Annotated in this window: 21 protein-coding genes; 14 read left to right on the top strand and 7 right to left on the bottom strand. The window is 59.5% G+C overall.

Features of this window, described 5'->3' with window-relative positions:
• Positions 1-25 precede the first annotated feature (25 nt).
• Positions 26-1891, top strand: coding sequence for a sigma-54-dependent Fis family transcriptional regulator (locus ACIN8IBEIGE_RS08030; protein ID WP_160014184.1), 1866 nt, complete (start codon positions 26-28; stop codon positions 1889-1891).
• A gap of 347 nt (positions 1892-2238) precedes the next feature.
• On the opposite strand, the gene ACIN8IBEIGE_RS08025 is transcribed toward ACIN8IBEIGE_RS08030, so the two are convergent.
• From ACIN8IBEIGE_RS08025 to ACIN8IBEIGE_RS08015, 3 genes are all read right to left on the bottom strand, one after another.
• Positions 2239-3027, bottom strand: coding sequence for an alpha/beta hydrolase (locus ACIN8IBEIGE_RS08025; protein ID WP_160014183.1), 789 nt, complete (start codon positions 3025-3027; stop codon positions 2239-2241).
• A 75-nt stretch (positions 3028-3102) separates the two neighbouring features.
• Positions 3103-4485: a cysteine--tRNA ligase gene (cysS, locus tag ACIN8IBEIGE_RS08020; protein WP_160014182.1), complete on the bottom strand. Its 1383-nt coding sequence runs from the start codon at positions 4483-4485 to the stop codon at positions 3103-3105.
• A gap of 62 nt (positions 4486-4547) precedes the next feature.
• Positions 4548-6212 (bottom strand): glutamine--tRNA ligase/YqeY domain fusion protein, encoded by a 1665-nt coding sequence (locus ACIN8IBEIGE_RS08015; protein WP_160014181.1) that lies wholly within the window; start codon positions 6210-6212, stop codon positions 4548-4550.
• Positions 6213-6518: 306 nt separating this feature from the next.
• On the opposite strand from ACIN8IBEIGE_RS08015, the gene ACIN8IBEIGE_RS08010 reads away from it, so the two are divergent.
• From ACIN8IBEIGE_RS08010 to ACIN8IBEIGE_RS08000, 3 genes are all read left to right on the top strand, one after another.
• Positions 6519-7013 (top strand): peptidylprolyl isomerase, encoded by a 495-nt coding sequence (locus ACIN8IBEIGE_RS08010; protein WP_160014180.1) that lies wholly within the window; start codon positions 6519-6521, stop codon positions 7011-7013.
• Positions 7010-7738 carry a UDP-2,3-diacylglucosamine diphosphatase gene (gene lpxH / locus ACIN8IBEIGE_RS08005; protein ID WP_160014179.1) on the top strand — a complete coding sequence of 243 codons (729 nt, stop codon included), beginning with the start codon at positions 7010-7012 and terminating at the stop codon, positions 7736-7738. The genes ACIN8IBEIGE_RS08010 and lpxH overlap by 4 nt, the downstream gene beginning before the upstream one ends.
• A gap of 99 nt (positions 7739-7837) precedes the next feature.
• Entirely contained in the window at positions 7838-9172 is a 1335-nt protein-coding gene (locus ACIN8IBEIGE_RS08000) for an SPFH domain-containing protein (RefSeq protein WP_160014178.1), read from the top strand.
• A 50-nt stretch (positions 9173-9222) separates the two neighbouring features.
• On the opposite strand, the gene ACIN8IBEIGE_RS07995 is transcribed toward ACIN8IBEIGE_RS08000, so the two are convergent.
• Positions 9223-9828, bottom strand: coding sequence for a tRNA-(ms[2]io[6]A)-hydroxylase (locus ACIN8IBEIGE_RS07995; RefSeq protein ID WP_160014177.1), 606 nt, complete (start codon positions 9826-9828; stop codon positions 9223-9225).
• 243 nt (positions 9829-10071) lie between these two features.
• Here ACIN8IBEIGE_RS07995 and ACIN8IBEIGE_RS07990 point away from each other — a divergent pair, with 243 nt between their 5' ends.
• A complete protein-coding gene (locus tag ACIN8IBEIGE_RS07990) occupies positions 10072-10935 on the top strand; it encodes a universal stress protein (protein WP_160014176.1) in 864 nt (287 codons plus the stop codon).
• Between the two features lie 61 nt (positions 10936-10996).
• Here the strand turns inward: ACIN8IBEIGE_RS07990 and ACIN8IBEIGE_RS07985 are convergent, their stop codons facing one another.
• On the bottom strand, positions 10997-11473 hold the full coding sequence (locus tag ACIN8IBEIGE_RS07985) for a DUF1289 domain-containing protein (RefSeq protein WP_160014175.1): 477 nt from the start codon (positions 11471-11473) through the stop codon (positions 10997-10999).
• Positions 11474-11879: 406 nt separating this feature from the next.
• On the opposite strand from ACIN8IBEIGE_RS07985, the gene acnB reads away from it, so the two are divergent.
• The 4 genes from acnB to alaC all read left to right on the top strand — a co-directional run bounded on the left by acnB (position 11880) and on the right by alaC (position 17845).
• Positions 11880-14489, top strand: a complete 2610-nt coding sequence (gene acnB / locus ACIN8IBEIGE_RS07980; RefSeq protein ID WP_160016340.1) for a bifunctional aconitate hydratase 2/2-methylisocitrate dehydratase — start codon at positions 11880-11882, stop codon at positions 14487-14489.
• A 214-nt stretch (positions 14490-14703) separates the two neighbouring features.
• Positions 14704-15900 (top strand): CmpA/NrtA family ABC transporter substrate-binding protein, encoded by a 1197-nt coding sequence (locus ACIN8IBEIGE_RS07975; protein WP_160014174.1) that lies wholly within the window; start codon positions 14704-14706, stop codon positions 15898-15900.
• A gap of 1 nt (position 15901) precedes the next feature.
• On the top strand, positions 15902-16480 hold the full coding sequence (locus ACIN8IBEIGE_RS07970; protein ID WP_160014173.1) for an ANTAR domain-containing response regulator: 579 nt from the start codon (positions 15902-15904) through the stop codon (positions 16478-16480).
• Positions 16481-16618: 138 nt separating this feature from the next.
• Positions 16619-17845, top strand: coding sequence for an alanine transaminase (gene alaC, locus ACIN8IBEIGE_RS07965; protein WP_160014172.1), 1227 nt, complete (start codon positions 16619-16621; stop codon positions 17843-17845).
• A gap of 35 nt (positions 17846-17880) precedes the next feature.
• On the opposite strand, the gene ACIN8IBEIGE_RS07960 is transcribed toward alaC, so the two are convergent.
• Entirely contained in the window at positions 17881-18273 is a 393-nt protein-coding gene (locus ACIN8IBEIGE_RS07960; protein ID WP_160014171.1) for a hypothetical protein, read from the bottom strand.
• 211 nt (positions 18274-18484) lie between these two features.
• Here ACIN8IBEIGE_RS07960 and ACIN8IBEIGE_RS07955 point away from each other — a divergent pair, with 211 nt between their 5' ends.
• The 4 genes from ACIN8IBEIGE_RS07955 to ACIN8IBEIGE_RS07940 all read left to right on the top strand — a co-directional run bounded on the left by ACIN8IBEIGE_RS07955 (position 18485) and on the right by ACIN8IBEIGE_RS07940 (position 22491).
• Complete coding sequence (locus ACIN8IBEIGE_RS07955; RefSeq protein ID WP_090386771.1) at positions 18485-18802, top strand: transcriptional regulator; 318 nt, start codon at positions 18485-18487, stop codon at positions 18800-18802.
• Positions 18803-19314: 512 nt separating this feature from the next.
• Complete coding sequence (locus ACIN8IBEIGE_RS07950; RefSeq protein ID WP_256665068.1) at positions 19315-20634, top strand: CmpA/NrtA family ABC transporter substrate-binding protein; 1320 nt, start codon at positions 19315-19317, stop codon at positions 20632-20634.
• Positions 20635-20689: 55 nt separating this feature from the next.
• The gene (locus tag ACIN8IBEIGE_RS07945) at positions 20690-21682 is read left to right on the top strand and encodes an ABC transporter permease (protein ID WP_160014169.1); all 993 of its coding nucleotides are present in this window, start codon (positions 20690-20692) and stop codon (positions 21680-21682) included.
• Between the two features lie 14 nt (positions 21683-21696).
• Positions 21697-22491 carry an ABC transporter ATP-binding protein gene (locus ACIN8IBEIGE_RS07940; RefSeq protein ID WP_090386778.1) on the top strand — a complete coding sequence of 265 codons (795 nt, stop codon included), beginning with the start codon at positions 21697-21699 and terminating at the stop codon, positions 22489-22491.
• A gap of 84 nt (positions 22492-22575) precedes the next feature.
• Here ACIN8IBEIGE_RS07940 and ACIN8IBEIGE_RS07935 read toward each other — a convergent pair whose 3' ends face one another.
• Positions 22576-22812 (bottom strand): integrase core domain-containing protein, encoded by a 237-nt coding sequence (locus tag ACIN8IBEIGE_RS07935; protein WP_160014168.1) that lies wholly within the window; start codon positions 22810-22812, stop codon positions 22576-22578.
• Positions 22813-22927: 115 nt separating this feature from the next.
• Here ACIN8IBEIGE_RS07935 and ACIN8IBEIGE_RS07930 point away from each other — a divergent pair, with 115 nt between their 5' ends.
• The gene (locus ACIN8IBEIGE_RS07930) at positions 22928-23197 is read left to right on the top strand and encodes a hypothetical protein (RefSeq protein ID WP_160014167.1); all 270 of its coding nucleotides are present in this window, start codon (positions 22928-22930) and stop codon (positions 23195-23197) included.
• Positions 23198-23301: the final 104 nt, after the last annotated feature.

Genomic DNA, 23301 nt, shown 5'->3' with positions numbered 1-23301 from the left:
CAAGAACCCGCACGAGAGACCTGTCATGGCTGACGCTGTCACTGCCCTGCCTCACGAGACCATCATCCAGGACTCCTGGACGCGTTGCCGTGACTACGGCCTGACCCACCAGAGCACACCGCTCTTCAACCAGCCCGAACGCGGCGAAGTCAACGCCCTGCTGGAAAGCCAACACGCTCTGGTGCACACCACCCACAAGGAAGTGCTGCCTTACTACGGCACCATCTTGGCCAACTCCAATTGCCTGATCATGCTGGCCGACCATCAGGGCCAGGTTCTGCAATCCTGGGGCGACCAACGCTTTATCGAACCGAGCCGCGCCGCCGGTTTTGTCGCTGGAGCCACCTGGCTGGAGCGCTACACCGGCACCAATGCCATCGGCACCGCCCTGAGCTGCGCCCAGGCCGTCCACATTCAGCACGATGAGCACTTCCTCAAAGCCAACCGCTTTATGACCGGCTCGGCCTCGCCGATTTTTGATGAACAACGGCAGATGATCGCGGTGCTGGATGTGTCCAGCGACAGCTACCTGCCGCCCTCGCACACTCTGGGCATGGTCAAGATGATGAGCCAGTCGGTGGAAAACCGCCTGATCCTCAACCTGTTCCAGCAGCGCTACTTCCAGCTGAGTTTCAATACCAGCCTGGACAACCTCAGCAGCCCCTGGGCTGGGTTGCTGATTTTTGATGAGCAAGGCCAGGTGGTTTCCGCCAATCGCCGTGCCGACAGCCTGCTCGGCGTGGGCCTGACCCGTGTGAATATCGAAAGCCTGTTCGACGTACCGCTGCAGCAACTGCTCAACCAGCCCGAGGCGCTGCCGTTCAACCTGCGCGCCAGCGAGCGTTTTCGCTTTCATGCGCAGATCAAACGCCCACAGCAACCCTCGCCAATCCAGGCCCGCGACTTTCGCCAAACCCAGCAGCCGCCTGCCAACGCCACGCGCACCCCATTCACCCTCGCCTCGCTCAACCTCGGCGACCCGCGTGTCGATAAAGCCGTGCGTCAGGCCGAGCGGTTACTGGAAAAGAACATCCCGATCCTGGTGCATGGCGAAACCGGTGTCGGCAAGGAGGTTTTCGTCAAAGCCCTGCACTACGCCAGCTCGCGTGCCAGCCAGGCATTTATCGCGGTCAACTGTGCGGCCATTCCCGCCGAACTGGTGGAGTCCGAGCTGTTTGGCTATGAAAAGGGCGCGTTTACCGGGGCCAACCAGAAAGGCAGCATTGGCCTGATCCGCAAGGCCGATAAAGGCACGCTATTTCTCGACGAAGTCGGCGATATGCCACTGCGCGTGCAGGCCCGACTGCTGCGGGTATTGCAGGAGCGCTGCGTACAACCGCTGGGCAGTAGCGAGCTATACCCGGTGGATATCCGCCTGATCTCGGCCACCAACCGCCCACTGCGCCAGGATGTGGAAGGTGGGCTGTTTCGCCAGGATCTCTACTACCGTATCAGCGGCCTCAACCTCGAGCTGCCGCCGCTGCGCGAACGCACTGATAAGGCCGCCATGGTCCAACGCATCTGGGAATACCACCGCGAGCCGCAGCAATGGGCGGGACTCAGCCAGGAGGTACTGAGCCTGTTCGAGCGTCACCCCTGGCCTGGCAATCTGCGCCAGCTGAGCAGCGTCCTGCAGATTGCCCTCGCCATGGCCGAGGATCAGCAGATCCGTGCAGAACACTTGCCGGATGATTTCTTTGCCGACTTGCAGCCAGCTGCTGCGCCAACAGCCGCCAGCCAGCCGCAACCGCTGGCCAGCACCAGCGCGGATGATCTGGCCAGCCAGTACCAAGCCTGCGGCGGCAATATCTCGCACCTGGCGCGCAGCCTAGGGGTCAGCCGCAACACGCTGTACAAACGCTTACGGGAATCAGGGCTGACGTCGCGCTAAAGCACGTCGTAGCCTTTGTAACACCCGGCCTGTGCCAGCCTTCGTGACCGTCCACGACCTCAACCTCACACCGCACGGCATATGCAGGAGTACCTGCAGACTCTTCTGGATGAGGCAGAAGATCCGGGCCTGGCCACCGACAAGCATCCGCTCTGTTGCCAACGCGACACTCTGCAACGTGCTGCATCAAGACGTGCTCTCGGTACCCCACTGCAGTACGCCCGCCTGCCGGGCCTATAGAACTGACTGTGGAACTTAGCCCTGCGGCCTAGCGGTTACACGTGATCACTATGAGTCTGCTCACACTCTCACGCGCATAGATCAAACAAGGCCAAGCCAGCACCGCCTTAGCCCTTACACAACGCGCCCTTAAGCAGCTCCAAGTATTCCGGGCGTTGCGATAACGAGTTATGTCCCGCTGCCGGAATAACCTTGAGCGCAGCCACACCCGGGGTGAAATGGCTGAAAAGCGCATCGGTGCTGACGCGAGGAATGACCTGATCCCGCTCCGCCGCGATCAACAGTGTTGGCACACGAATCTGCTGGGCGTACTGCCAGGACTCGAATTTATCCTTAAGCAGCCACTGCACGGGGATATAAGGGAAACGGCTCTGCGCCAGCTCCTGGATGCTGTTGTAAGGCGTAATCAGAACCAAATGGGCTGCCGGCCGCTGACTGGCAAGGCGCACCGCCACGCCAGAGCCCAAACTGCGCCCCACCACCACAGTACAAGGGTGCTGGGCATAAACCTGATCAAACAAGGCGAGCGCATCGGCCTGAATAGCCTCTTCTGTGGGCGAACCGCTACTTCCGCCGTAGCCTCGGTAATGCATCAGGTAAAGCGCATGGTCGCTGAAAGCCTGGGAAAATTCGGGCAGATTGAGGGAGACATCCTCGCCGTTGCCGCCGAAATAGATCAGGGCATTGCGCCCCTCGAGTAGCCGGGTAGAAACCAGCACCTCGGCATCTTCCATGGACAGCTTCAGCAGCGTGTTGGGATTATCGATAGCGCGGGGCTGCGGGAAGTAGATAAGCGAACGCTGGAACACCAGCAAAGCAACGCAGAGCAACACATACAAGGCCGCCGCCCAGAGCAGAAACGTAACCAAAGTTCGCGATAGACGACTGGCGCGCATTGAGTCTTCCTCTGTCTCTATAAGCCGCAAATAAACAAGCCGCTCGAAAGCGGCCTGTTTAATCCAACACCTGCCTTACTCAGCCAAACGCCAAGTAGTGCCACCCTTGCCGTCTTCCAGCACCACGCCCATGGCGGTGAGCTGATCGCGGATACGATCGGACTCGCCCCAGTTCTTCTCGGCACGGGCCTGCAGACGTGCGGCAATCAAAGCTTCAACTTCAGCAGCATCGACCTTGCCTGCAGCACCGGCCTGGAGGAAGGCTTCAGGCTCCAGCTGCAACACGCCGAGCACCCCAGCAAGTTCCTTCAAGCGCGCAGCCAACCCAGCAGCAGCCTGCACATCGCTTTCGCGCAGGCGGTTGATCTCACGCGCCAGTTCGAACAACACCGCGCAGGCTTCCGGCGAGTTGAAGTCGTCATCCATGGCCGCCGCAAAGCGCTCAACAAAGGCTTCACCACCAGCCGGTGCAACAGCGGGCAGCCCCTTGAGTGCGTTGTAGAAACGTTCCAGGGCGCCTTTGGCTTCACGCAGGCTGTCTTCTGAGTAGTTGATCGGGCTGCGGTAATGGCTGGACACCAGCAGGTAGCGCACCACTTCCGGGTGATACTTCTCCAGCACTTCGCGAATGGTGAAGAAGTTGCCCAGGGACTTGGACATCTTCTCGCCGTCCACACGCACCGCGCCGGCGTGCATCCAGGCGTTGGCGTAGAGTTTTCCGGTGGCCGCTTCGCTCTGCGCGATCTCGTTTTCGTGGTGCGGGAACACCAGATCCGGGCCGCCACCATGTATATCGAAGGTCTCACCCAGGCAGCAGGTGGACATCACCGAGCACTCGATATGCCAGCCCGGACGACCAGCGCCCCAAGGCGACTCCCAGCTCGGCTCACCGGGTTTGACGCCTTTCCACAGGACGAAATCGAGCGGATCTTCTTTGATTTCGTCCACTTCAATGCGCGCACCGATCTTCAGCTCATCGATCTTGCGGCGCGACAACTTGCCGTAGGTTTCGAACTTGGTGACGCGGTAGTACACGTCACCATTGCCGGGCGCGTAGGCAAAACCCTTGTCGATCAGGGTCTGGATCATCTGGTGCATACCGGCGATATGCCCAGTAGCACGTGGTTCCTGATCCGGGCGCAGCACATTCAGGCGTGCCTCGTCTTCGTGCATGGCGGCGATCATGCGCTCGACCAGCGCTTCAAACGGCTCGCCGTTCTCGTTGGCACGCTTGATGATCTTGTCGTCGATGTCGGTGATATTGCGCACGTAGGTCACGTCATAGCCGCGGTGGCGCAGCCAGCGAGTCACCACATCGAACGCCACCATCACCCGCGCATGACCGATATGACAGAAGTCGTAAACCGTCATGCCGCACACATACATGCGCACCTGGTTACCCACCAGCGGTTTGAAGACGTCTTTGCTTTTAGTCAGCGTGTTGTAGATCGAGAGCATCGGGGTTCCTTGGAAAACCACGGGCCAGTGCGCTGGCCCGGTCTATGACGCGTCCGGCTTGATTAAGCCCAGGAATCGCGCAGCGTAACGGTACGGTTGAAGACGGGGGCACCCGGCTTGCTGTCCTTGATATCGGCGCAGAAGTAGCCTTCGCGCTCGAACTGGAAGCGCTCTTCCGGCGCGGCTTCAGCCAGGGATGGCTCGGCACGACAACCCTTGAGCACCACCAGCGAATCCGGGTTGATATTGTCGAGGAAGCTGCCGCCCTCTTCGTCCTTCTCCGGGTTGGCGGAGCGGAACAGACGGTCGTACAGACGCACTTCACACTCAACGCTTTCAGCCGCCGGCACCCAGTGGATCACGCCTTTGACCTTACGGCCCTCGGGGTTCTTACCCAGGGTGTTTTCGTCGTAGCTGCAGCGCAGTTCAACGATATTGCCTTCGGCATCCTTGATCGCCTCATCGGCGCGAATCACGTAGCTGCCACGCAGACGCACTTCACCGCCCGGGATCAGGCGCTTGAAGCCGGCCGGCGGGACTTCTTCGAAGTCGCTGGCATCGATATAGATTTCACGGCTGAACGGCAGCACGCGTACGCCCATGTCCTGCTTGGGATGGCGCGGCAGCTCGAGATTCTCGGTCTTCCCTTCCGGGTAATTGCTGATCACCACTTTCAGCGGCTTGAGCACGCACATGGCACGGGCGGCATTGGCATCCAGGTCATCACGAATGGCGAATTCCAGCATGCCAATATCCACCACGCCGCCAGCGCGGTTGACACCAATCATGTCGCAGAAGCTGCGAATCGACGCCGGGGTATAGCCGCGACGGCGGAAGCCCGACAGGGTCGACATGCGCGGGTCGTCCCAACCATTGACGTGTTTCTCGTCCACCAGCTGCTTGAGCTTGCGCTTGCTGGTAATCGTGTAGTTGAGGTTCAGGCGGGCGAACTCGTACTGACGCGGCTGCGCCGGCACTGGCAGCTGCGCCAGGAACCACTCGTACAGCGGGCGGTGATCCTCGAATTCCAGGGTACAGATCGAGTGGGTGATGCCTTCGATGGCGTCCGACTGACCGTGGGTGAAGTCATAGCTCGGGTAGATGCACCACTTGTCACCGGTCTGGTGGTGGTGAGCATGGCGAATGCGATAGAGGATCGGGTCGCGCAGGTTGATGTTCGGCGAGGCCATATCGATTTTCGCACGCAGCGAACGAACGCCATCAGCGAATTCGCCGGCTTTCATACGAGCGAACAGATCAAGGTTTTCCTCAACGCTGCGCTCACGGAACGGGCTGTTCTTGCCCGGTTCGGTAAGATTACCGCGGTAGGCACGCATCTCTTCGGCGTTCAGGTCACAGACGAACGCCTTACCGGCCTTGATCAGCTCGATGGCCCAGGCATGCAGCTGGTCGAAATAATTGGAGGCATAACGCTCCTCGCCCGCCCACTGAAAACCCAGCCACTGCACGTCGCTCTTGATCGCGTCGATGTATTCCTGGTCTTCCTTGGCCGGGTTGGTGTCATCAAAGCGCAGGTTGCACTCGCCACCAAACTCCTTGGCCAGGCCGAAGTTCAGGCAGATCGACTTGGCGTGGCCAATATGCAGGTAGCCATTGGGCTCCGGCGGAAAACGGGTAATGATCTTCGCGTGCTTGCCGGCATCCAAGTCAGCCTGGACGATGGGACGAAGAAAGTTAGCGGCGGCGACAATTTCTGGCTTGCTCATGGGGTCCTTGGCGAGTGCGGGGCACGATTCAGAGCCTGTTCACAACCTTGCGAGCTAGAGCTAAACGGTGGCGAAAGTAGCCGAGGAAGCGGAGTTTACGACTGTAAATGAGCATTCCGAGGTGGTTTTCAACGCCGTTTAGCCAACGCGCAGCAGGTTGTGGACAGGCTCTCAGGGTAGGCCGGCTTATACAAAGCGCTTATCATAGCCGAAGCTGTCAACCCCCTGACAGGCCCAAGAACCGCTGCAATGCCCTTTGCTGGAAATTGCGCGGCTCACGGATTTATCGACAGAGCGATTACCTCCATGATCAAGCTGCACACCAACCACGGCGTTATCACCCTCAACCTGTTCGAAGACAAAGCCCCGGAAACCGTGGCCAACTTCAAGCAGTACGTCCAAGAAGGTCATTACGACAACACGGTGTTTCACCGCGTGATCAGCAATTTCATGATCCAGGGCGGCGGTTTCGAGCCGGGCATGAAGCAGAAAACCACCCGCGCCCCGATCAAGAACGAAGCCAACAATGGCGTCGCCAACAAGATCGGTACCGTGGCCATGGCCCGCACCATGGAGCCGCATTCGGCCTCCGCGCAGTTCTTTATCAATGTTTCCGACAACAGCTTCCTCAACCACAGTGCGCCGACCGTGCAAGGCTGGGGCTATGCGGTGTTCGGTGAGGTGGTTGAAGGCATGGACGTGGTCAACGCCATCAAGGCCGTTGCCACCACCAGCAAATCCGGTCATCAGGATGTGCCGGTTGATGACGTGATCATCGAGCGTGCCGAGATCGTTGAGTGATTCTACTGATCTCCGATCTGCATCTTGAACAGGAGCGCCCGGACATCAGCCGGGCGTTTCTGCATTTTCTCGAAACCCGCGCGGTTCAGGCTCAGGCGCTGTATATCCTGGGTGACTTCTTCGAAGTGTGGATCGGCGACGATGCGATAACCCCCTTTCAACGTTCGATTGCCCAGGCCCTGCGCAAACTCAGTGAGCGCGGTACACGCATCTATCTGATGCATGGCAATCGCGACTTTCTACTCGGCAAGGCCTTCTGCCGTGAAGCCGGCTGCACGCTGTTGCCCGACCCTTGCGTAATTGAGCTGAATGGCGAGCGTGTGCTGCTGATGCATGGCGACAGCCTGTGCACCCAGGACATCGGCTATATGAAGCTGCGCCGCTGGCTGCGCAACCCGATTTCGCTGTTTATCCTGCGCAACCTGCCGCTGAGCACCCGGCAAAAACTGGCGCGCAAACTGCGCAATGAAAGCCGCACACAAACGCGGATGAAAGCCAGCGAAATTGTCGACGTCACTCCGGATGAAGTGCCGCGCATCATGTCCGAGCACGACGTACGTACGCTGATCCACGGCCACACCCATCGCCCCGCCACCCATCGACTGCAAGTCAACGGCCAGGCGGCGCAGCGCATTGTGCTTGGTGACTGGGACAAACAGGGCTGGGCACTGCAGGCAGACCGTCAAGGCTTGCAGCAAAGCGCCTTCGACCTAGAACCTGTGTAAAACCTTGACGGCGCGCACAAAGCGCTGAGCGCGCCTACTTGACGGACGATTCGCCGATCATCAGCATCGGCGCCCTCAAAACGCCATCAGGGACCGATCATGCTGATCAGCAAGGAACACCTCTTCAAATACGCCATCGCCCCGGCCGCACTGGTTGCGGTGAGCTTCGTCACCTTCAACAGCGTGTTCTTCTATAACGAAGCCGGTTTTGCCACCCACGTGCGGACCATCTTCGGTGAAGAAAAAGTGGTCGACGACGTTGGCTACGCCACCAAATGGTTCGGCCGCGCCACCGCCTGGAAGAAGGCCCTGAGCGTACAGTCGGTGCTCACCGAAGCCCTGGCCATCGACGACAGCAGCGACAACGACTCGCTCGGCGCGACTATCGAAGCCTTCCCTATCGTGTTTCTCGGCAACGTCGACGCCAAGGTCGAGTCCTCCGCGCGCTTCCGCCTGCCGGCGGGCGAGCAGTTCCTGAAGATCGCCCAGGAATACCGCAACCCGGAGAACTTCATCAAAACCGCGCTGGTGCCGGCCATCAAGGAAACCCTGCAAGCCACCGCCTCGCTGATGAGCGCCGATGACTTCTATGCCGGTGCACGCAGCGAGTTCGCCGCCGAGTTTGAAAACCAGCTCAATGACGGCCTGTACCTGATCAAGCGCAAGGAAATTCGCGGCCCGCGCGGCCATCAACCGAGCCAGACCGCGATTCTGCAAGCTGGCACCGAGCAAGGCGCGTTTGGCGACAACAATGTCAGCCAGTTCGTCACCGAAAAGGTCATGGACAGCAAAGGCATCCCGGTGCGCAAGCAGCAGCAGTTCCGCAAATACGGCGTGGAAGTGGTTGAAGCGCGCATCACCAACGTCGACCCCAACCCTCAGTACAAACAGCGCATGGTCAAGGTGCAGCAAGCCCTGGCAGAGCTGGCCGTCGCGCGGCAGAACCGCCTGAAGGAAGAAGAAGAGAAGCTGCTGGTCACCGCCCGCGGTGAGAAGGAAGTGGAAGCGCGTCGCCAGGAAACCCTGCGCGACCAGATCGAGCGTACCACCCAGGCAGAAACCGAGAAGCAGCTGGCGATCATCAACGCCGAGCGTGAGAAAGGCCGCGCCGAGATCGAAAAACAGACCGCCGAACTGCTGCGTGATAAAGCAGCGATCACTGCAGACGCAACGAAAATCACCGCCGACGCCGAAGCCCATGCCCGTGAAGCGGTAATCAAGGCCGACGGCGCACTGCAGCCCAAGCTGGATGCGCTGATCGCGATCAACAAGGTCTGGGCCGAAGCTGCTGCTCAGGCACCGGTGCCGAGTGTAATGATGGGCGGCGGTAGCGATGGCGCCAGCAGCCGCCAGGATGAAATCGGCCAATTGATGGGCGTACTGGCCACCAAGGCGGCACGCGACCTGGCGCTAGACCTGAAAGTGCAGCAGTAAGCACCACACACTCACCTACAAAAAAGCGCCCAATTGGGCGCTTTTTTACTTTAGAGCGGCGGCACACCGCTGTGAAAGCGAAACTCAGTGTCTGGCGACTCGATCAGTTCGCGCTCCGCCGCCCTCACCCGTTCGATAGCCTGATCAACGTCACGGGCATCGCCATACTGATAAGCCAGCTTCAGGTAATTCTGAAAATGCCGCGCTTCGCTTTTCAGCAAACCGAAGTAGAACTTGCCCAGTTCTTCATCCAGATGCGGCACCAAGGCCTCGAAACGCTCACAGCTGCGCGCTTCGATAAAGGCGCCGACCACCAGGGTATCCACCAGTTTGTGCGGCTCGTGGGTACGCACCACCTTGCGCAGGCCCGAGGCATAGCGCGCCGCCGATACCGGGCGCAGGCCAATCTTGCGGCGCTTCATGATGCGCAGCACCTGTTCATGGTGCACCAGCTCCTCACGGGCCAGGCGCGACATGGCGTTGAGCAGATCAACGTAAGTGCTGTACTTGGCCATCAGACTCAGCGCCGTGCTGGCGGCCTTGAATTCGCAGTTCTTGTGGTCAATCAGCAAGGTCTGCTGATCGGCCAAGGCGGCGGTGATCCAGGCATCCGGTGTGCGGCAACCGAGAAACTCGTGGATTTCCGGCAGGTTCATCGGTGCACACTCAACATCGGGCTATACCCGGACTGAACGATGGTGCAACGCAGCAAATGATCGGCTTGGGCTGACAGATACATAAATTCACAAAAATGGGCGGGCTTGAGCAGTGCGGCTGCAGGGCCGCCATTATACGAATGAACACGCGAACAGCCACTCGATTGACGCCGGTCAAGCAACAAGCCAGTGGCAGCGATCTATAGTGATAAACAGTACAACCGACTGCACATGGAGATGATCATGCAAGCTATTCGCAGCATTCTGGTGGTGATGGAGCCCAATCACACGGAAGACCTGGCCCTGAAACGCGCCAAGCTGATTGCCGGCGTCACTCAATCGCACCTGCACCTGCTGGTGTGCGACAAAAAAAGTGATCACACCGGCTACCTGCGCGACCTTACCGGCTTGCTCAACAGCGAAGGTTTCAGCACCTCCAGCCAACAAGCCTGGGATGAAAACCAGCACCAGACCATCATCAACGTGCAGCAGGCTGAAGGCTGTGGCCTGGTGATCAAGCAGCATTTCCCCGACAACCCACTGAAAAAAGCCCTGCTCACCCCCGATGACTGGAAGCTGCTGCGCTACTGTCCGGCGCCAGTGCTGATGGTGAAAACCGAAAAATCCTGGGCGGGCACCGCGATTCTGGCAGCGGTCGATGTGGGTAACGCTGACAGCGAGCACCGCACTCTGCACACCAGCATCGTCAGCCATGGTTTTGATATTGCCGCCCTGGCCAAGGCCGAACTGCATGTAATCAGCGCTCACCCTGCGCCCATGCTCTCGGCTGCCGATCCAACCTTCCAGCTCAAGGAAACCATCGAAGCGCGCTACCGCGAGCAATGCAAAGCGTTTCAAGCCGAGTACGAGATCAGCGATGAGCGTCTGCATATCGCCGAAGGCCCGGCCGATGTGCTGATTCCTCAGGCGGCGCACCGACTCAATGCTGGCGTGACGGTGATCGGCACCGTGGCGCGTACCGGGATTTCCGGCGCACTGATCGGCAATACCGCCGAGGTAATTCTCGACTCGCTGGAAAGCGACATTCTGGTACTCAAGCCAGATGACATCATCACCCACCTGGAAGAGCTGGTCGCCCAGCGCTAACCCTTCTGCCGCGCAACGAAACAGCCGCCTGAACAGGCGGCTTTTTCGTTTGAAGATGGCTTCAGACTCTTATCTCAAGTCCTTCAAGCAAAAAACGCGGCGCGATGTAGCGCTCGTAATGCGCCTCGGACAGCAGAAAGAACTCGCGATCAATCGCATCGCGCAACTCCGGCAGGCCCCAGCTGCGAAACTCTGGTAGCAGCACCATGCCGTAGGCCTCCAACTGGCTGATCACTCGTGCGCCACGGGCGATCAGCTGGTAGGCCCAGCAATACGGTGACTGTTGCGGGACAAAACGGATCTTGCGCTGCTCCAGCTGCATTCGCAGACGATCAGCATCGAAAACTTCCAACTTAGCCGCCATCACCTGCACCAACAGCACTTCCAGGCGCAGCCAAACGGCACGCTTTTCCTCATCGTCATAGCCGTTCCAGTTGATCACCTCATGGTGGAAGCGCTTGCAGCCACGGCAGACCAGATCACCGTAAACAGTGGAACACAGGCCGACACAAGGGGTTTTGATACGTTGGTTGGACATAACGAAAGGCATGGGTACTGGCGGATAAGGCGGCATCTTAGCCCTTTGTCTAAGGCAGATCACCCCCAGATAAACAGGGCCTTCGGCTTAACTTTATCAAAGCTTTCCAGTAGAATTGGCCGGCCTTTTAGAGGCAGCAACGTCCGTTGGAAGCTGTTTTCAAAGCGTCACGAGCACAGTCAATCCTGCAGGTTCGATGTTGGTGCCGACCCTTGAGCCACCCTTCAAGTGTCTGCACCAGCCCTCATCCAGCCCGTCCTGCCGGCGTAAAACTTTGAAAACAGCTTCTGCAAGAAAGCAGCGCAACCTCGGCTGAGCGGCCCATAAAGCCACGAAGCGCCTGGTTTGTTGTTTTCTGGATCGCGTCCCGGACAACCCTTTGGGACCACTGATGAGGGTAATAACTGTGCTTGAAGCCTATCGCAAACATGTAGCAGAGCGTGCCGCTCAGGGTATCGTGCCCCAGCCGCTGAACGCCGAACAAACCGCAGGCCTGATCGAGCTGCTGAAAAACCCGCCAGCCGGCGAAGAAGCTTTTCTGCTCGACCTGATCACCAACCGCGTGCCGCCAGGCGTCGACGAAGCCGCCTACGTCAAGGCCGGTTTCCTCTCTGCCCTTGCCAAAGGCGAAGCCACTTCCCCACTGATCAACAAGCAACACGCTGTTGAACTGCTCGGCACCATGCAAGGCGGTTACAACATCGCAACCCTGGTTGAGCTACTCGACAACAGCGAACTGGCTGCTGTGACTGCCGAGCAACTGAAGCACACCCTGCTGATGTTCGACGCCTTCCACGACGTCGCGGAAAAAGCCAAGAACGGCAACGTTCACGCCAAAGCCGTACTGCAATCCTGGGCTGACGGCGAGTGGTTCAAGAACCGCCCGACTCTGGCCGACAAGATCAGCCTGCGCGTATTCAAGGTCACCGGTGAAACCAACACCGACGACCTGTCGCCCGCCCCAGATGCCTGGTCGCGTCCGGATATCCCACTGCACGCCCTGGCCATGCTGAAAATGGCCCGTGACGGCATCGTGCCGGACGAGCAAGGCGTCACTGGCCCGATGAAGCAGATCGAAGCCATGCGCGGCGAAGGCTTCCCGATTGCCTACGTCGGTGACGTAGTCGGTACCGGCTCCTCGCGTAAATCCGCCACCAACTCGGTGCTGTGGTTCTTCGGCGACGACATCCCTAACGTGCCGAACAAGCGCGCAGGTGGTTTCTGCTTCGGCAGCAAGATTGCACCGATCTTCTACAACACCATGGAAGATGCCGGCGCTCTGCCAATCGAATTCGACGTTTCCAACATGCACATGGGCGACGTGATCGACCTGTACCCGCATGCTGGCAAAGTCTGCAAGCACGGCACCGACGAAGTACTGGCCACCTTCGAAATGAAGACCCCAGTACTGCTCGACGAAGTCCGCGCTGGCGGCCGTATCCCGCTGATCATCGGTCGCGGTCTGACCGAGAAAGCCCGTGCCGAACTGGGCCTGGGCCCAACCGACCTGTTCAAGCTGCCTGAGCCACCGGCTGCCAGCACCAAGGGTTTCACCCTGGCGCAGAAGATGGTCGGCAAGGCGTGCGGCCTGCCAGAAGGCAAAGGCGTGCGCCCTGGCACCTACTGCGAACCGAAGATGACCACCGTCGGTTCCCAGGACACCACTGGCCCGATGACCCGCGACGAGCTGAAAGACCTGGCTTGCCTGGGCTTCTCCGCTGACCTGGTGATGCAGTCGTTCTGCCACACCGCGGCCTATCCGAAGCCAATCGACGTCACCACCCACCACACCCTGCCGGATTTCATCCGCACCCGTGGCGGCGTGTCCCTGCGTCCTGGCGACGGCATCATCCACAGCTGGCTGAACCGCATGCTGCTGCCGGATACCGTCGGCACCGGTGGCGACTCGCACACCCGCTTCCCGATCGGCATCTCCTTCCCGGCCGGTTCCGGTCTGGTAGCCTTCGCCGCTGCCACTGGTGTAATGCCGCTGGATATGCCGGAGTCGGTACTGGTGCGCTTCAAGGGCAAACTGCAACCGGGCATCACCCTGCGTGACCTGGTGCATGCCATTCCTTACGTGGCCATCCAGAAAGGCCTGCTGACCGTCGAGAAGAAAGGCAAGAAGAACATCTTCTCCGGCCGCATCCTCGAGATCGAAGGTCTGGACGAGCTGACCGTTGAACAGGCTTTCGAGCTGTCCGACGCCTCGGCCGAGCGTTCCGCTGCAGGTTGCACCATCAAGCTGCCGGAAAAGGCGATTGCCGAGTACCTGCGCTCGAACATCACCCTGCTGCGCTGGATGATCAGCGAAGGCTACGGCGATGCCCGTACCATGGAACGTCGCGCTCAAGCAATGGAAGCCTGGTTGGCCGATCCAAAGCTGATGGAAGCCGACAAGGACGCCGAGTACGCCGAAATCATCGAAATCGACCTGACCGACATCAACGAGCCGGTGCTCTGCGCACCGAACGACCCGGACGACGCTCGTTTGCTGTCCAGCGTTCAGGGCGAGAAGATCGACGAAGTGTTTATCGGTTCGTGTATGACCAACATCGGTCACTTCCGCGCGGCCGGTAAGCTCCTGGAAAAAGTCGAAGGCACCCTGCCGACCCGTCTGTGGCTGTCGCCGCCGACCAAGATGGACCAACATCAGCTGACCGAAGAAGGCTACTACGGCATCTACGGTAAAGCCGGCGCGCGCATGGAAATGCCGGGCTGCTCGCTGTGCATGGGTAACCAGGCACGCGTTGAGGCGAACTCCACCGTGGTTTCGACCTCCACCCGTAACTTCCCCAACCGTCTGGGCGATGGTGCCAACGTCTACCTGGCTTCGGCTGAGTTGGCGGCGGTTGCGGCCATCACCGGTAAGCTGCCGACTGTTGAGGAGTACATGGTCTACGCGAAGAAAATCGACACTATGGCAGCGGACGTATACCGCTACCTGAGTTTCGACCAGATCGCCGAGTTCCGTGAAGCCGCTGCAAACGCTCAGATCCCTGCTGTTCAGGTCTAAGCGTTACCCGCAACAAGAAAGCCCCGCCTAGTGCGGGGCTTTTTATTTTCCCTCGTACCCGCTTGAAGGCAGATGGCATATACCTTGCTCTGGCTTAAGCCATCAGGCCTTTCCAACGGCGGAAATGGCTAAATAGACAATGGTGTCGTTCTGATCGCAGACTGAAGTCGGCGTTTGGCACGGCACCTTTTTGTGTGGGCACAGGAAACGCACCATGAATGAGCACGACATCAGCCGCAGCGATACACCGGAAAAACCGGTACTGAATATCGGCTTTATGGCCCTCACAGACGCCGCATCGGTCATTGTGGCCGCCACCCAGGGCTTTGCTGAGAAACACGGTCTGACCCTCAATCTGCAGCGCCAGGCCTCCTGGGCCACCTTGCGCGATAAACTGCTGAGCGGCGAGCTGGATGCTGCCCATAGCCTCTACGGCCTGATCTATGGCGTGCAGCTGGGCCTGGGCGGCGCGCCAGCCACCGATATGGCGGTGCTGATGGGCCTTAATCAGAACGGCCAGAGCATCAATCTGTCGCCCGCCTTGCAAGCAGCCGGCGTGAGCAGTGGCAGCGCATTAGCGCAACGCGCGCACCAGTCTGGCGCAAAACTGACCTTCGCCCAGACCTTCCCCACCGGCACCCACGCCATGTGGCTGAATTACTGGCTGGCCAGCCAGGGTATTCACCCGCTGAGCGATGTCGACAGCGTCGTCGTGCCGCCACCGCAGATGCTCACCCACCTCAAGGCTCGGCGTATCGACGGCTTCTGCGTTGGTGAGCCCTGGAGTGCCCAGGCAGTGGATGAACAGATGGGCTGCACCTTGACCACAAGCCAGGCGATCTGGCCCGACCATCCGGAAAAAGTTCTGGGTTGCACCCGCGAGTTTGCCGAACAGCACCCCAACAGCGCCCGCGCCCTGATCATGGCGGTGCTGGAAGCCAGCCGGTTTATCGATGAAAGCGAGGAAAACCAGCGCAGCACAGCGCAACTGCTCAGCGGTAGCGAGTATGTCGATGCGCCGCTGTCGGCGATCCAGCCGCGCTTTCTCGGCCAGTATCAGGACGGCCTAGGCCACGCGTGGCAAGACGCCCATCCACTGCGTTTTCATGCAGGCGGCGCGGTCAACCAGCCCTACCTATCCGACGGCATGTGGTTTATGACCCAGTTCCGCCGCTGGGGCCTGCTGCGCGAAGACCCGGACTACCTGGTGATTGCCCGCCAGGTGCAACAACTCGACCTCTACCGCCAGGCCGCCGAGGCGCTCGGCATCGAGGTGCCAAGCGACATGCGCAGCAGCCAGTTGCTCGACGGCCAAGTCTGGGACGGCAGCGACCCGGCCGGTTACGCACGCAGCTTTGCCCTACACGCCCTGGCGGATGCATCTATCGGCGCCCAACAGGAGGGCCGCTGACATGCTGCGCATCCTGCTGATCAACGACACTGCCAAGAAAGTCGGCCGCCTGAAAACCGCCCTGACCGAGGCCGGCTTCGAAGTCATCGATGAATCCGGCCTGACCATCGACCTGCCAGAGCGGGTCGAGGCAGTTCGCCCTGACGTGATCCTGATCGACACTGAATCACCCAGCCGCGATGTGATGGAGCAGGTGGTGCTGGTCAGCCGCGATCAGCCGCGACCGATTGTCATGTTCACCGACGAGCACGATCCCGGCGTAATGCGCCAGGCGATTCAGAGCGGCGTCAGCGCCTATATCGTCGAGGGCATCCATGCCCAGCGCCTGCAGCCGATTCTCGACGTGGCCATGGCGCGTTTCGAGAGCGACCAGGCGCTGCGCGCACAACTGCAGGCCCGCGATGCCCAGCTGGCCGAACGCAAACGCATCGAACTGGCCAAGGGCCTGCTGATGAAGATGAAAAGCTGCGACGAGGAACAGGCCTACACCCTGATGCGCCGCCAGGCCATGAGCCGTCAGCAGAAGCTGGCGCAGGTGGCCGAACAGATCATCGCCATGCACGACATGCTCGGCGGCTGAGCGGGCGCACTGTTATGCCACCGCGCCGCCTGACTGTGCTGGACAGCCGGGTGGCGCGGCGCTTATCTTCGCCGCCTGGCCAGCGCACTGGCCAACGTCGCTCGGACGGTTCCGGGCGCTTACGTATCCGAGGAAAGCATGGCTGACCAAGCTTCGCGCCGCTTTGCGCGCATTGATCGACTCCCACCCTACGTTTTCAATATCACCGCCGAATTGAAGATGGCCGCGCGTCGCCGTGGCGAAGACATCATCGACTTCAGCATGGGCAACCCAGATGGCCCCACGCCGCCGCATATCGTCGAAAAGCTGGTGCAGGTTGCCCAGCGTGAAGACACCCACGGCTACTCCACCTCACGCGGCATCCCGCGCCTGCGCCGGGCCATTTCGCGCTGGTACAAGGACCGCTACGAGGTCGAGATCGACCCGGAAAGCGAGGCCATCGTCACTATCGGTTCCAAAGAAGGTCTGGCGCACCTGATGCTGGCCACCCTGGATCATGGCGACACGGTACTGGTACCCAACCCCAGCTACCCGATTCATATCTACGGCGCGGTAATCGCTGGCGCACAGGTGCGTTCGGTACCGCTGATTCCCGGCGTGGACTTCTTCGCCGAGCTGGAACGGGCGATTCGCGAGTCGATCCCCAAGCCGAAGATGATGATCCTCGGCTTCCCCTCCAACCCCACTGCACAGTGCGTGGAGCTGGGCTTCTTCGAGCGCGTGGTGGCTCTGGCCAAACAATATGACGTGCTGGTGATCCACGACCTGGCCTACGCCGATATCGTCTACGACGGCTGGAAAGCCCCGTCGATCATGCAGGTACCGGGCGCCAAGGACATTGCCGTGGAGTTCTTCACCCTGTCCAAAAGCTACAACATGGCCGGCTGGCGCATCGGCTTCATGGTCGGTAACAAGGAGCTGGTCAGCGCCCTGGCGCGGATCAAGAGCTACCACGACTACGGCACATTCACCCCGCTGCAGGTGGCGGCGATTGCCGCGCTGGAAGGTGATCAGCAATGTGTGCGCGATATCGCCGAGCAGTACCGCCAGCGCCGCAATCTGCTGGTCAAAGGCCTGCACGAGCTGGGCTGGATGGTCGAAAATCCGAAAGCCTCTATGTATGTCTGGGCAAAGATTCCCGAGCAGTACGCGCAGCTCGGCTCGCTGGAGTTCGCCAAGAAGCTGTTGCTGGAGGCCAAGGTCTGCGTCTCGCCGGGTATCGGCTTTGGCGACTACGGCGATGACCATGTGCGCTTTGCCCTGATCGAAAACCAGGACCGCACCCGTCAGGCGATTCGCGGCATCAAGACAATGTTCCGCGCCGACGGTCTGTTACCCGCCAAGAAGACCAAGGCCGACGAGTAGCAAAAATAGGGCACCTTAGGGTGCCCTCTTTCGTTTCAGCCAGAGTAATCCAGCACCGTCCAAACCTTGCTTAGACCACTGCTGATGACGCAGCCACTCTGCCCGAGTTGATTGTTGCTGTGCAGCGACATCAGGTTGGTCATGCCATCCGCCGCATCCGAGCGTTCGCTCAGCCACTGCACGCGGCCGCAGTTGGCCGTTTCAATCACATAACTGGCCGCCACGGCAGAATTCTCACTCGGCTGCCTGATCACATCCACCACCGTGCCCTGCTCTTCCACGCGCTTTCCGTCGGATACCAGCACGGCCCAAGCCAGGCCGTTCTCAATCACCAGGTAGGTGCCATTGGCCCTGGGTTGATCAAGCTGCGGCTGCGCACAGCCGGCCAAAAGACCCAACAGCACAATTGTCATCAGCATCTGTTGCATTGTTAGTGACTCCTCTGCAGTGCCTGTGGCCATTGGCTTTGCGGGCAGATGGCGCGAGTGATCGAGTAGGTGCCGGTTAAGGCCTTGGGCTTACTATTATCGAATACTGTTTATTTGTACAGTATTTTTCGATTACCCTTGGCCATGCCATCCAGCCAACCATGCCGCCCGGCAGATCGGGCCCATACAAGGCATTAACAGGAGTACCCAGATGCTCGACGTACTGCAGCTGAAACACAGCGTAAACCGCATGCCTTTGGAAAAAGTCCGGGCCACAGTCAATGAATTGCAGCTTGAAGGCATCGTTACCGAGGGTAAAACGCCGTTTTCCCGAGTGCACTTCAACACCTGTTTTGCCGAGATCGAAGCCTTGCTGCAGCGCGCCGGCTATCACCGCCAGCTGGATGTAGTCGGTTATCAGGGCCTGGCCTATGCCATGTTCGACCCCTCGCGCTGGGAGGCGGTGGAGGTGCTGCGCTGGCTCAAGGAGTTTGTCGAGGAAGCTCAGGGTAAATCGCTGTCCCGCTAAGCTAGGGCACGCAATCAACACCTGGGCGCGCCCGGCACCAAGGCGAAGCAAAAGCGCTTGGCAGCGGTTGGCCATGCACAGCATTGGCTCGCAGAATCTGTGGCAGAGCGATATGGGCCAACTTCAGGAAGACATCGCCATGAAATTTAAACTTAAAGTTATTACTAGATATAGTAAGTAACTGACTGATTTATATAGAAATATAAGCCTATTTATAAATCATTACTCGCCGTCACAGCACCATCCCAAACGCGCCGTAGCAGTCGCCAGCTAAAGCTGGCAAGCCCTTTGCTTATTCACCCTCAGGCACTAGCCAACACCCGTCTTCAGATCGCCAACGGCGGTGATCAGGACGAATTGACAAAGACGTCAAAGACACCCCGCCATTACTGGCGGCGATGTCTGCGACGTCTTTTTTCGTTTCTGGGACTTGAGGAAGCACTATGCGCAACGCCATTGCTCGCCGTTCACTACTGAAGAAAACGTTAACTGGCCTAGGCTGTGCCGCGGCCATGCTGCTGTCACCGCTAAGCCTGCAAATGGCCCTCGCCGCTGAAGCGGAGAAAGACGAGCTGAAGTTTGGCTTTATCAAACTGACCGATATGGCGCCGTTGGCCATCGCCTACGAGAAAGGTTTCTTCGAAGATGAAGGTCTGTACGTCACCCTAGAAGCCCAGGCCAACTGGAAAGTGCTGCTGGATCGGGTGATCGACGGCGAACTGGACGGCGCACACATGCTCTCCGGCCAACCGATCGGCGCCACCATCGGTTTCGGCACCAAGGCCGACGTGGTCACCGCGTTTACCATGGACCTCAACGGCAACGCCATCACCGTCTCCAATGCGGTCTGGGAGGAAATGAAGAAGCACGTGCCGATGGAAGGCGGCAAACCTGTGCACCCGATCAAGGCCGACACCCTGAAGCCGGTGATCGAGAAGTTCAACGCCGGCGGCAAGTCCTTCAACCTGGGCATGGTGTTTCCGGTGTCCACGCATAACTACGAACTGCGCTACTGGCTCGCTGCCGGCGGCATCCACCCGGGCTATTACGCCCCGCACAAAGGCGACACCAGCGGCCAGATCGACGCCAAGGCTCTGCTTTCGGTAACTCCGCCGCCGCAGATGCCCGCCACCTTGGAAGCCGGCACCATCCACGGCTACAGCGTTGGCGAACCGTGGAACCAGGCGGCCGTGTTCAAGGGCATTGGCGTGCCGGTAGTCGCCGACTACTCCATCCGCAAGAACATGTCGGAGAAAGTCTTCGGCGTATCCAAGAGCTGGGCCGACGCCAACCCGGAAACGCACAAGCGCGTGGTCAAGGCGCTGATTCGCGCCGGCCAGTGGTTGGACGCGGACAACAACGCCAACCGTCAGGAAGCCGTGGAGATCCTTTCCCGTCCCGAGTATGTCGGCGCCGACGCCAAAGTGATCGCCAACTCGATGACCGGCACCTTCGAATTCGAGAAGGGTGACAAGCGCGAGGTGCCGGACTTCAACGTGTTTTTCCGCTACCACGCCACCTATCCCTACTACTCCGATGCCGTGTGGTACCTGACGCAGATGCGCCGCTGGGGCCAGATCGCCGAAGCCAAGCCGGACAGCTGGTACCTGGAGATGGCCAAGAAGGTCTATCTGCCAGAGATCTATCGTGAAGCCGCTGCCGAACTGGTGGCAGAAGGCAAGTTCAGCGCCAGCGATTTCCCCCCGGCCGATGACGATGGCTTTCGTGCAGCGCTGACCGACACCATCGACGATGTGCCTTACGACGGTCGCAAGCCTAATGCCTACCTCGAGCAGTTCGAGATCGGTCTGAAGGGCGACACGCAGATCTAACCAGGTACTCCCGGGGCCGGCACGCCGGCTCCCTCCTAACAATGAGGATAGGACGATGAGCAATCCGAGCGTCGCCACCCCGATTACCGAAACACTGAAAACAGCTCGCAGCAGTGCGCTCTTCAAACGTTGGGCACCGACTCTGGTATTACCCATGCTGGGCATCGTCGGCTTCCTGCTGTGCTGGCAATTGCTGGCTAACAATATTCAGACCAGCCTTGGCCAATTCCCCGGCCCAGTGCAGGTCTCCGAACAGTTTTCCGGCCTGGTAAGCGCCCATTTCAAGGAGCGTGAAAAAGCTCAAACCTTCTATGAGCGCCAGGATGCGCGTAACGCCACCCTGCTGGCGAAAAACCCCGACGCCGAGATAAAAGTGCGCCCCTATACCGGCAAGCCAACCTTTATCCAGCAGATCTTCACCAGCCTCTACACCGTGATGGCCGGCTTTGTCATCGCCTCGCTGATCGCCATTCCACTGGGCATCGTCTGCGGCCTGAGCAAGAGCATCTACACCGCCATCAACCCGCTGATCCAGGTGTTTAAACCGGTATCCCCACTGGCCTGGCTGCCGCTGGTGACCATGCTGGTCAGCGCGCTGTATGTCAGCGACGACCCACTATTCGCCAAATCTTTCCTGACCTCGGCTATCACTGTGGCGCTGTGCTGCCTGTGGCCGACGGTGATCAACACCACAGTGGGCGTGGCCAGCATCGAGCAGGATCTGAACAACGTCAGTAAGGTGCTGAGCCTGTCGCCACTGTCGCATGTAAGACGCATCGTCCTGCCCGCCGCAGTACCGATGATTTTTACCGGCCTGCGCATGTCGCTCGGCACCGGCTGGATGGTACTGATCGCCGCCGAGATGCTGGCGCAGAACCCGGGCCTGGGTAAGTTCATCTGGGATGAATTCCAGAACGGCAGCTCCAACTCCCTCGGTCGGATCATGGTGGCGGTGATCGTCATCGGCCTGATCGGCTTCGCCCTCGACCGCCTTATGCTCCTGCTGCAACGCCAGTTCAGCTGGGACAAGAATGCCGTACTGCGCTAATCAGGAGACTTCCCATGAGCCATTCACACCTCGAACTGACCGGCGTCGGCATCGATTTTCCCACCGACAAGGGACTGTACCGTGCGCTGCAGAACGTCAATCTGCGTATCAACAAGGGCGAGTTCGTTTCCCTGATCGGCCACTCCGGCTGCGGTAAGTCCACCGTACTGAACATAGTCGCCGGCCTCTACAAGGCCACCACCGGCGGGGTTATCCTTGACGGCCGCGAAGTCGACGAGCCTGGCCCCGAGCGCGCGGTGGTGTTCCAGAATCACAGCCTACTGCCCTGGCTAAGCTGCTACCAGAACGTCGAATTGGCGGTTCGCCAGGTGTTCCAGGGCAAGAAATCGCGCAGCGAAATGCGCGACTGGATCGAACACAACCTGCAACTGGTGCACATGATGCACGCCAAGGACAAGCGCCCTAACGAGATATCCGGCGGCATGAAACAGCGCATCGGCATCGCCCGCGCCCTGGCCATGCAGCCCAAGGTATTGCTGATGGACGAACCCTTCGGCGCGCTGGACGCCCTGACCCGCGCCCACCTGCAGGACTCGCTGATGGAGATCCACGCCGACCTCGGCAATACCGTGATCATGATCACCCATGATGTCGACGAGGCCGTGCTGCTGTCCGACCGCATTGTGATGATGAGCAACGGCCCGGCGGCCAGTGTCGGCGAGATTCTTCAGGTGGAACTGCAGCGCCCACGTGATCGCATTGCCTTGGCCCATGACTCGCGCTACCACGAATACCGCGCCGCCGTGTTGGAGTTCCTCTATCAGAAACAGCAACGTCCGGCTGCGTGAGGCACGGATTTGCCCGTCGCGCTCCCCCTGCCAGGCGCGACGGCAAAGTGTTGTGGTCAACGAAAACTGGACACTGGTTTAGGTTTATCCGGCCAGTGATTCAGTTTCCGCTGGCGTTCTGTATCCGTTGTAACTGTGTGGCCGCTGATGGTTGTAGTAATCCGTCAGGTAACGCAGCACATCAGCCTCAGCTTGTCCTTGGCTGGTATAGCCATGCTCTGGCATCCACTCCGTTTTCAGGCTTCTGAAGAAACGCTCCATTTCCAAAACCAGGCCTGCTGCTTCGAGTTTGAAATCTGTACTGAATGATCTTCTGGTCACGTAAACACCTCATTGCTGGGCGAAGCTTAACGCCCTATCGGGGTGTCCAGAATCATTGAGCCACAACAGTAATCTCAATGCGTACAAGGTGTGTAGCCAACAGATGAGGACAAGGATGCTTTCAATTCCCGACATCGGAGCGTCACTGATTTTCCTGGCGCTTTTTGCGGCCATTCTGAAAGAGAGCTGGTGGGATAGACGCCCTTCGGTTGTCCAGAGACGAAAAGACCAACAACTTGGCAGGGCGCTAAGCCGGATTGCTGACGAGGCTGCGAAAATTCAGGCCGCTCGACAGTCGGGGTGTATCTCTCAGGAGCACTACGAAGAGTTGACAGGGCGTCTTCGGGAAAGTGAAAAAGATGCTCGTATCTGGCACCACCACTGACGCACCGGAAGGCGGCGGGGGGGACAAGCCATAGGGCCGGCTCTCATCTGAAGGGCCGACCTTTGGCATGATGTGCTCTCAGTAGTTAACTCGCACTACTGAGG

The sequence above is a fragment of the Pseudomonas sp. 8BK genome, assembly GCF_902506475.1.
GTDB classification, from domain to species: Bacteria; Pseudomonadota; Gammaproteobacteria; order Pseudomonadales; family Pseudomonadaceae; genus Aquipseudomonas; species Aquipseudomonas anguilliseptica.
Note: the sequence above shows the minus strand (reverse complement) of the source record. Positions and strands in the feature narration are given on the sequence as shown.

What these genes read in the sequence shown, in the direction of transcription:
- ACIN8IBEIGE_RS07955 (WP_090386771.1), top strand. Translation starts at nt 18,485, where the DNA reads ATGCTCGACGTACTGCAGCTGAAACACAGCGTAAACCGCATGCCTTTG.
- ACIN8IBEIGE_RS07995 (WP_160014177.1), bottom strand. Translation starts at nt 9,828, where the DNA reads ATGAACCTGCCGGAAATCCACGAGTTTCTCGGTTGCCGCACACCGGAT.
- ACIN8IBEIGE_RS08025 (WP_160014183.1), bottom strand. Translation starts at nt 3,027, where the DNA reads ATGCGCGCCAGTCGTCTATCGCGAACTTTGGTTACGTTTCTGCTCTGG.
- ACIN8IBEIGE_RS08015 (WP_160014181.1), bottom strand. Translation starts at nt 6,212, where the DNA reads ATGAGCAAGCCAGAAATTGTCGCCGCCGCTAACTTTCTTCGTCCCATC.
- ACIN8IBEIGE_RS08030 (WP_160014184.1), top strand. Translation starts at nt 26, where the DNA reads ATGGCTGACGCTGTCACTGCCCTGCCTCACGAGACCATCATCCAGGAC.
- alaC (WP_160014172.1), top strand. Translation starts at nt 16,619, where the DNA reads ATGGCTGACCAAGCTTCGCGCCGCTTTGCGCGCATTGATCGACTCCCA.
- ACIN8IBEIGE_RS08010 (WP_160014180.1), top strand. Translation starts at nt 6,519, where the DNA reads ATGATCAAGCTGCACACCAACCACGGCGTTATCACCCTCAACCTGTTC.
- ACIN8IBEIGE_RS07940 (WP_090386778.1), top strand. Translation starts at nt 21,697, where the DNA reads ATGAGCCATTCACACCTCGAACTGACCGGCGTCGGCATCGATTTTCCC.
- ACIN8IBEIGE_RS07950 (WP_256665068.1), top strand. Translation starts at nt 19,315, where the DNA reads ATGCTGCTGTCACCGCTAAGCCTGCAAATGGCCCTCGCCGCTGAAGCG.
- ACIN8IBEIGE_RS07945 (WP_160014169.1), top strand. Translation starts at nt 20,690, where the DNA reads ATGAGCAATCCGAGCGTCGCCACCCCGATTACCGAAACACTGAAAACA.
- ACIN8IBEIGE_RS07970 (WP_160014173.1), top strand. Translation starts at nt 15,902, where the DNA reads ATGCTGCGCATCCTGCTGATCAACGACACTGCCAAGAAAGTCGGCCGC.
- ACIN8IBEIGE_RS07975 (WP_160014174.1), top strand. Translation starts at nt 14,704, where the DNA reads ATGAATGAGCACGACATCAGCCGCAGCGATACACCGGAAAAACCGGTA.
- ACIN8IBEIGE_RS07960 (WP_160014171.1), bottom strand. Translation starts at nt 18,273, where the DNA reads ATGCAACAGATGCTGATGACAATTGTGCTGTTGGGTCTTTTGGCCGGC.
- cysS (WP_160014182.1), bottom strand. Translation starts at nt 4,485, where the DNA reads ATGCTCTCGATCTACAACACGCTGACTAAAAGCAAAGACGTCTTCAAA.
- ACIN8IBEIGE_RS08000 (WP_160014178.1), top strand. Translation starts at nt 7,838, where the DNA reads ATGCTGATCAGCAAGGAACACCTCTTCAAATACGCCATCGCCCCGGCC.
- ACIN8IBEIGE_RS07990 (WP_160014176.1), top strand. Translation starts at nt 10,072, where the DNA reads ATGCAAGCTATTCGCAGCATTCTGGTGGTGATGGAGCCCAATCACACG.
- ACIN8IBEIGE_RS07985 (WP_160014175.1), bottom strand. Translation starts at nt 11,473, where the DNA reads ATGTCCAACCAACGTATCAAAACCCCTTGTGTCGGCCTGTGTTCCACT.
- ACIN8IBEIGE_RS07930 (WP_160014167.1), top strand. Translation starts at nt 22,928, where the DNA reads ATGCTTTCAATTCCCGACATCGGAGCGTCACTGATTTTCCTGGCGCTT.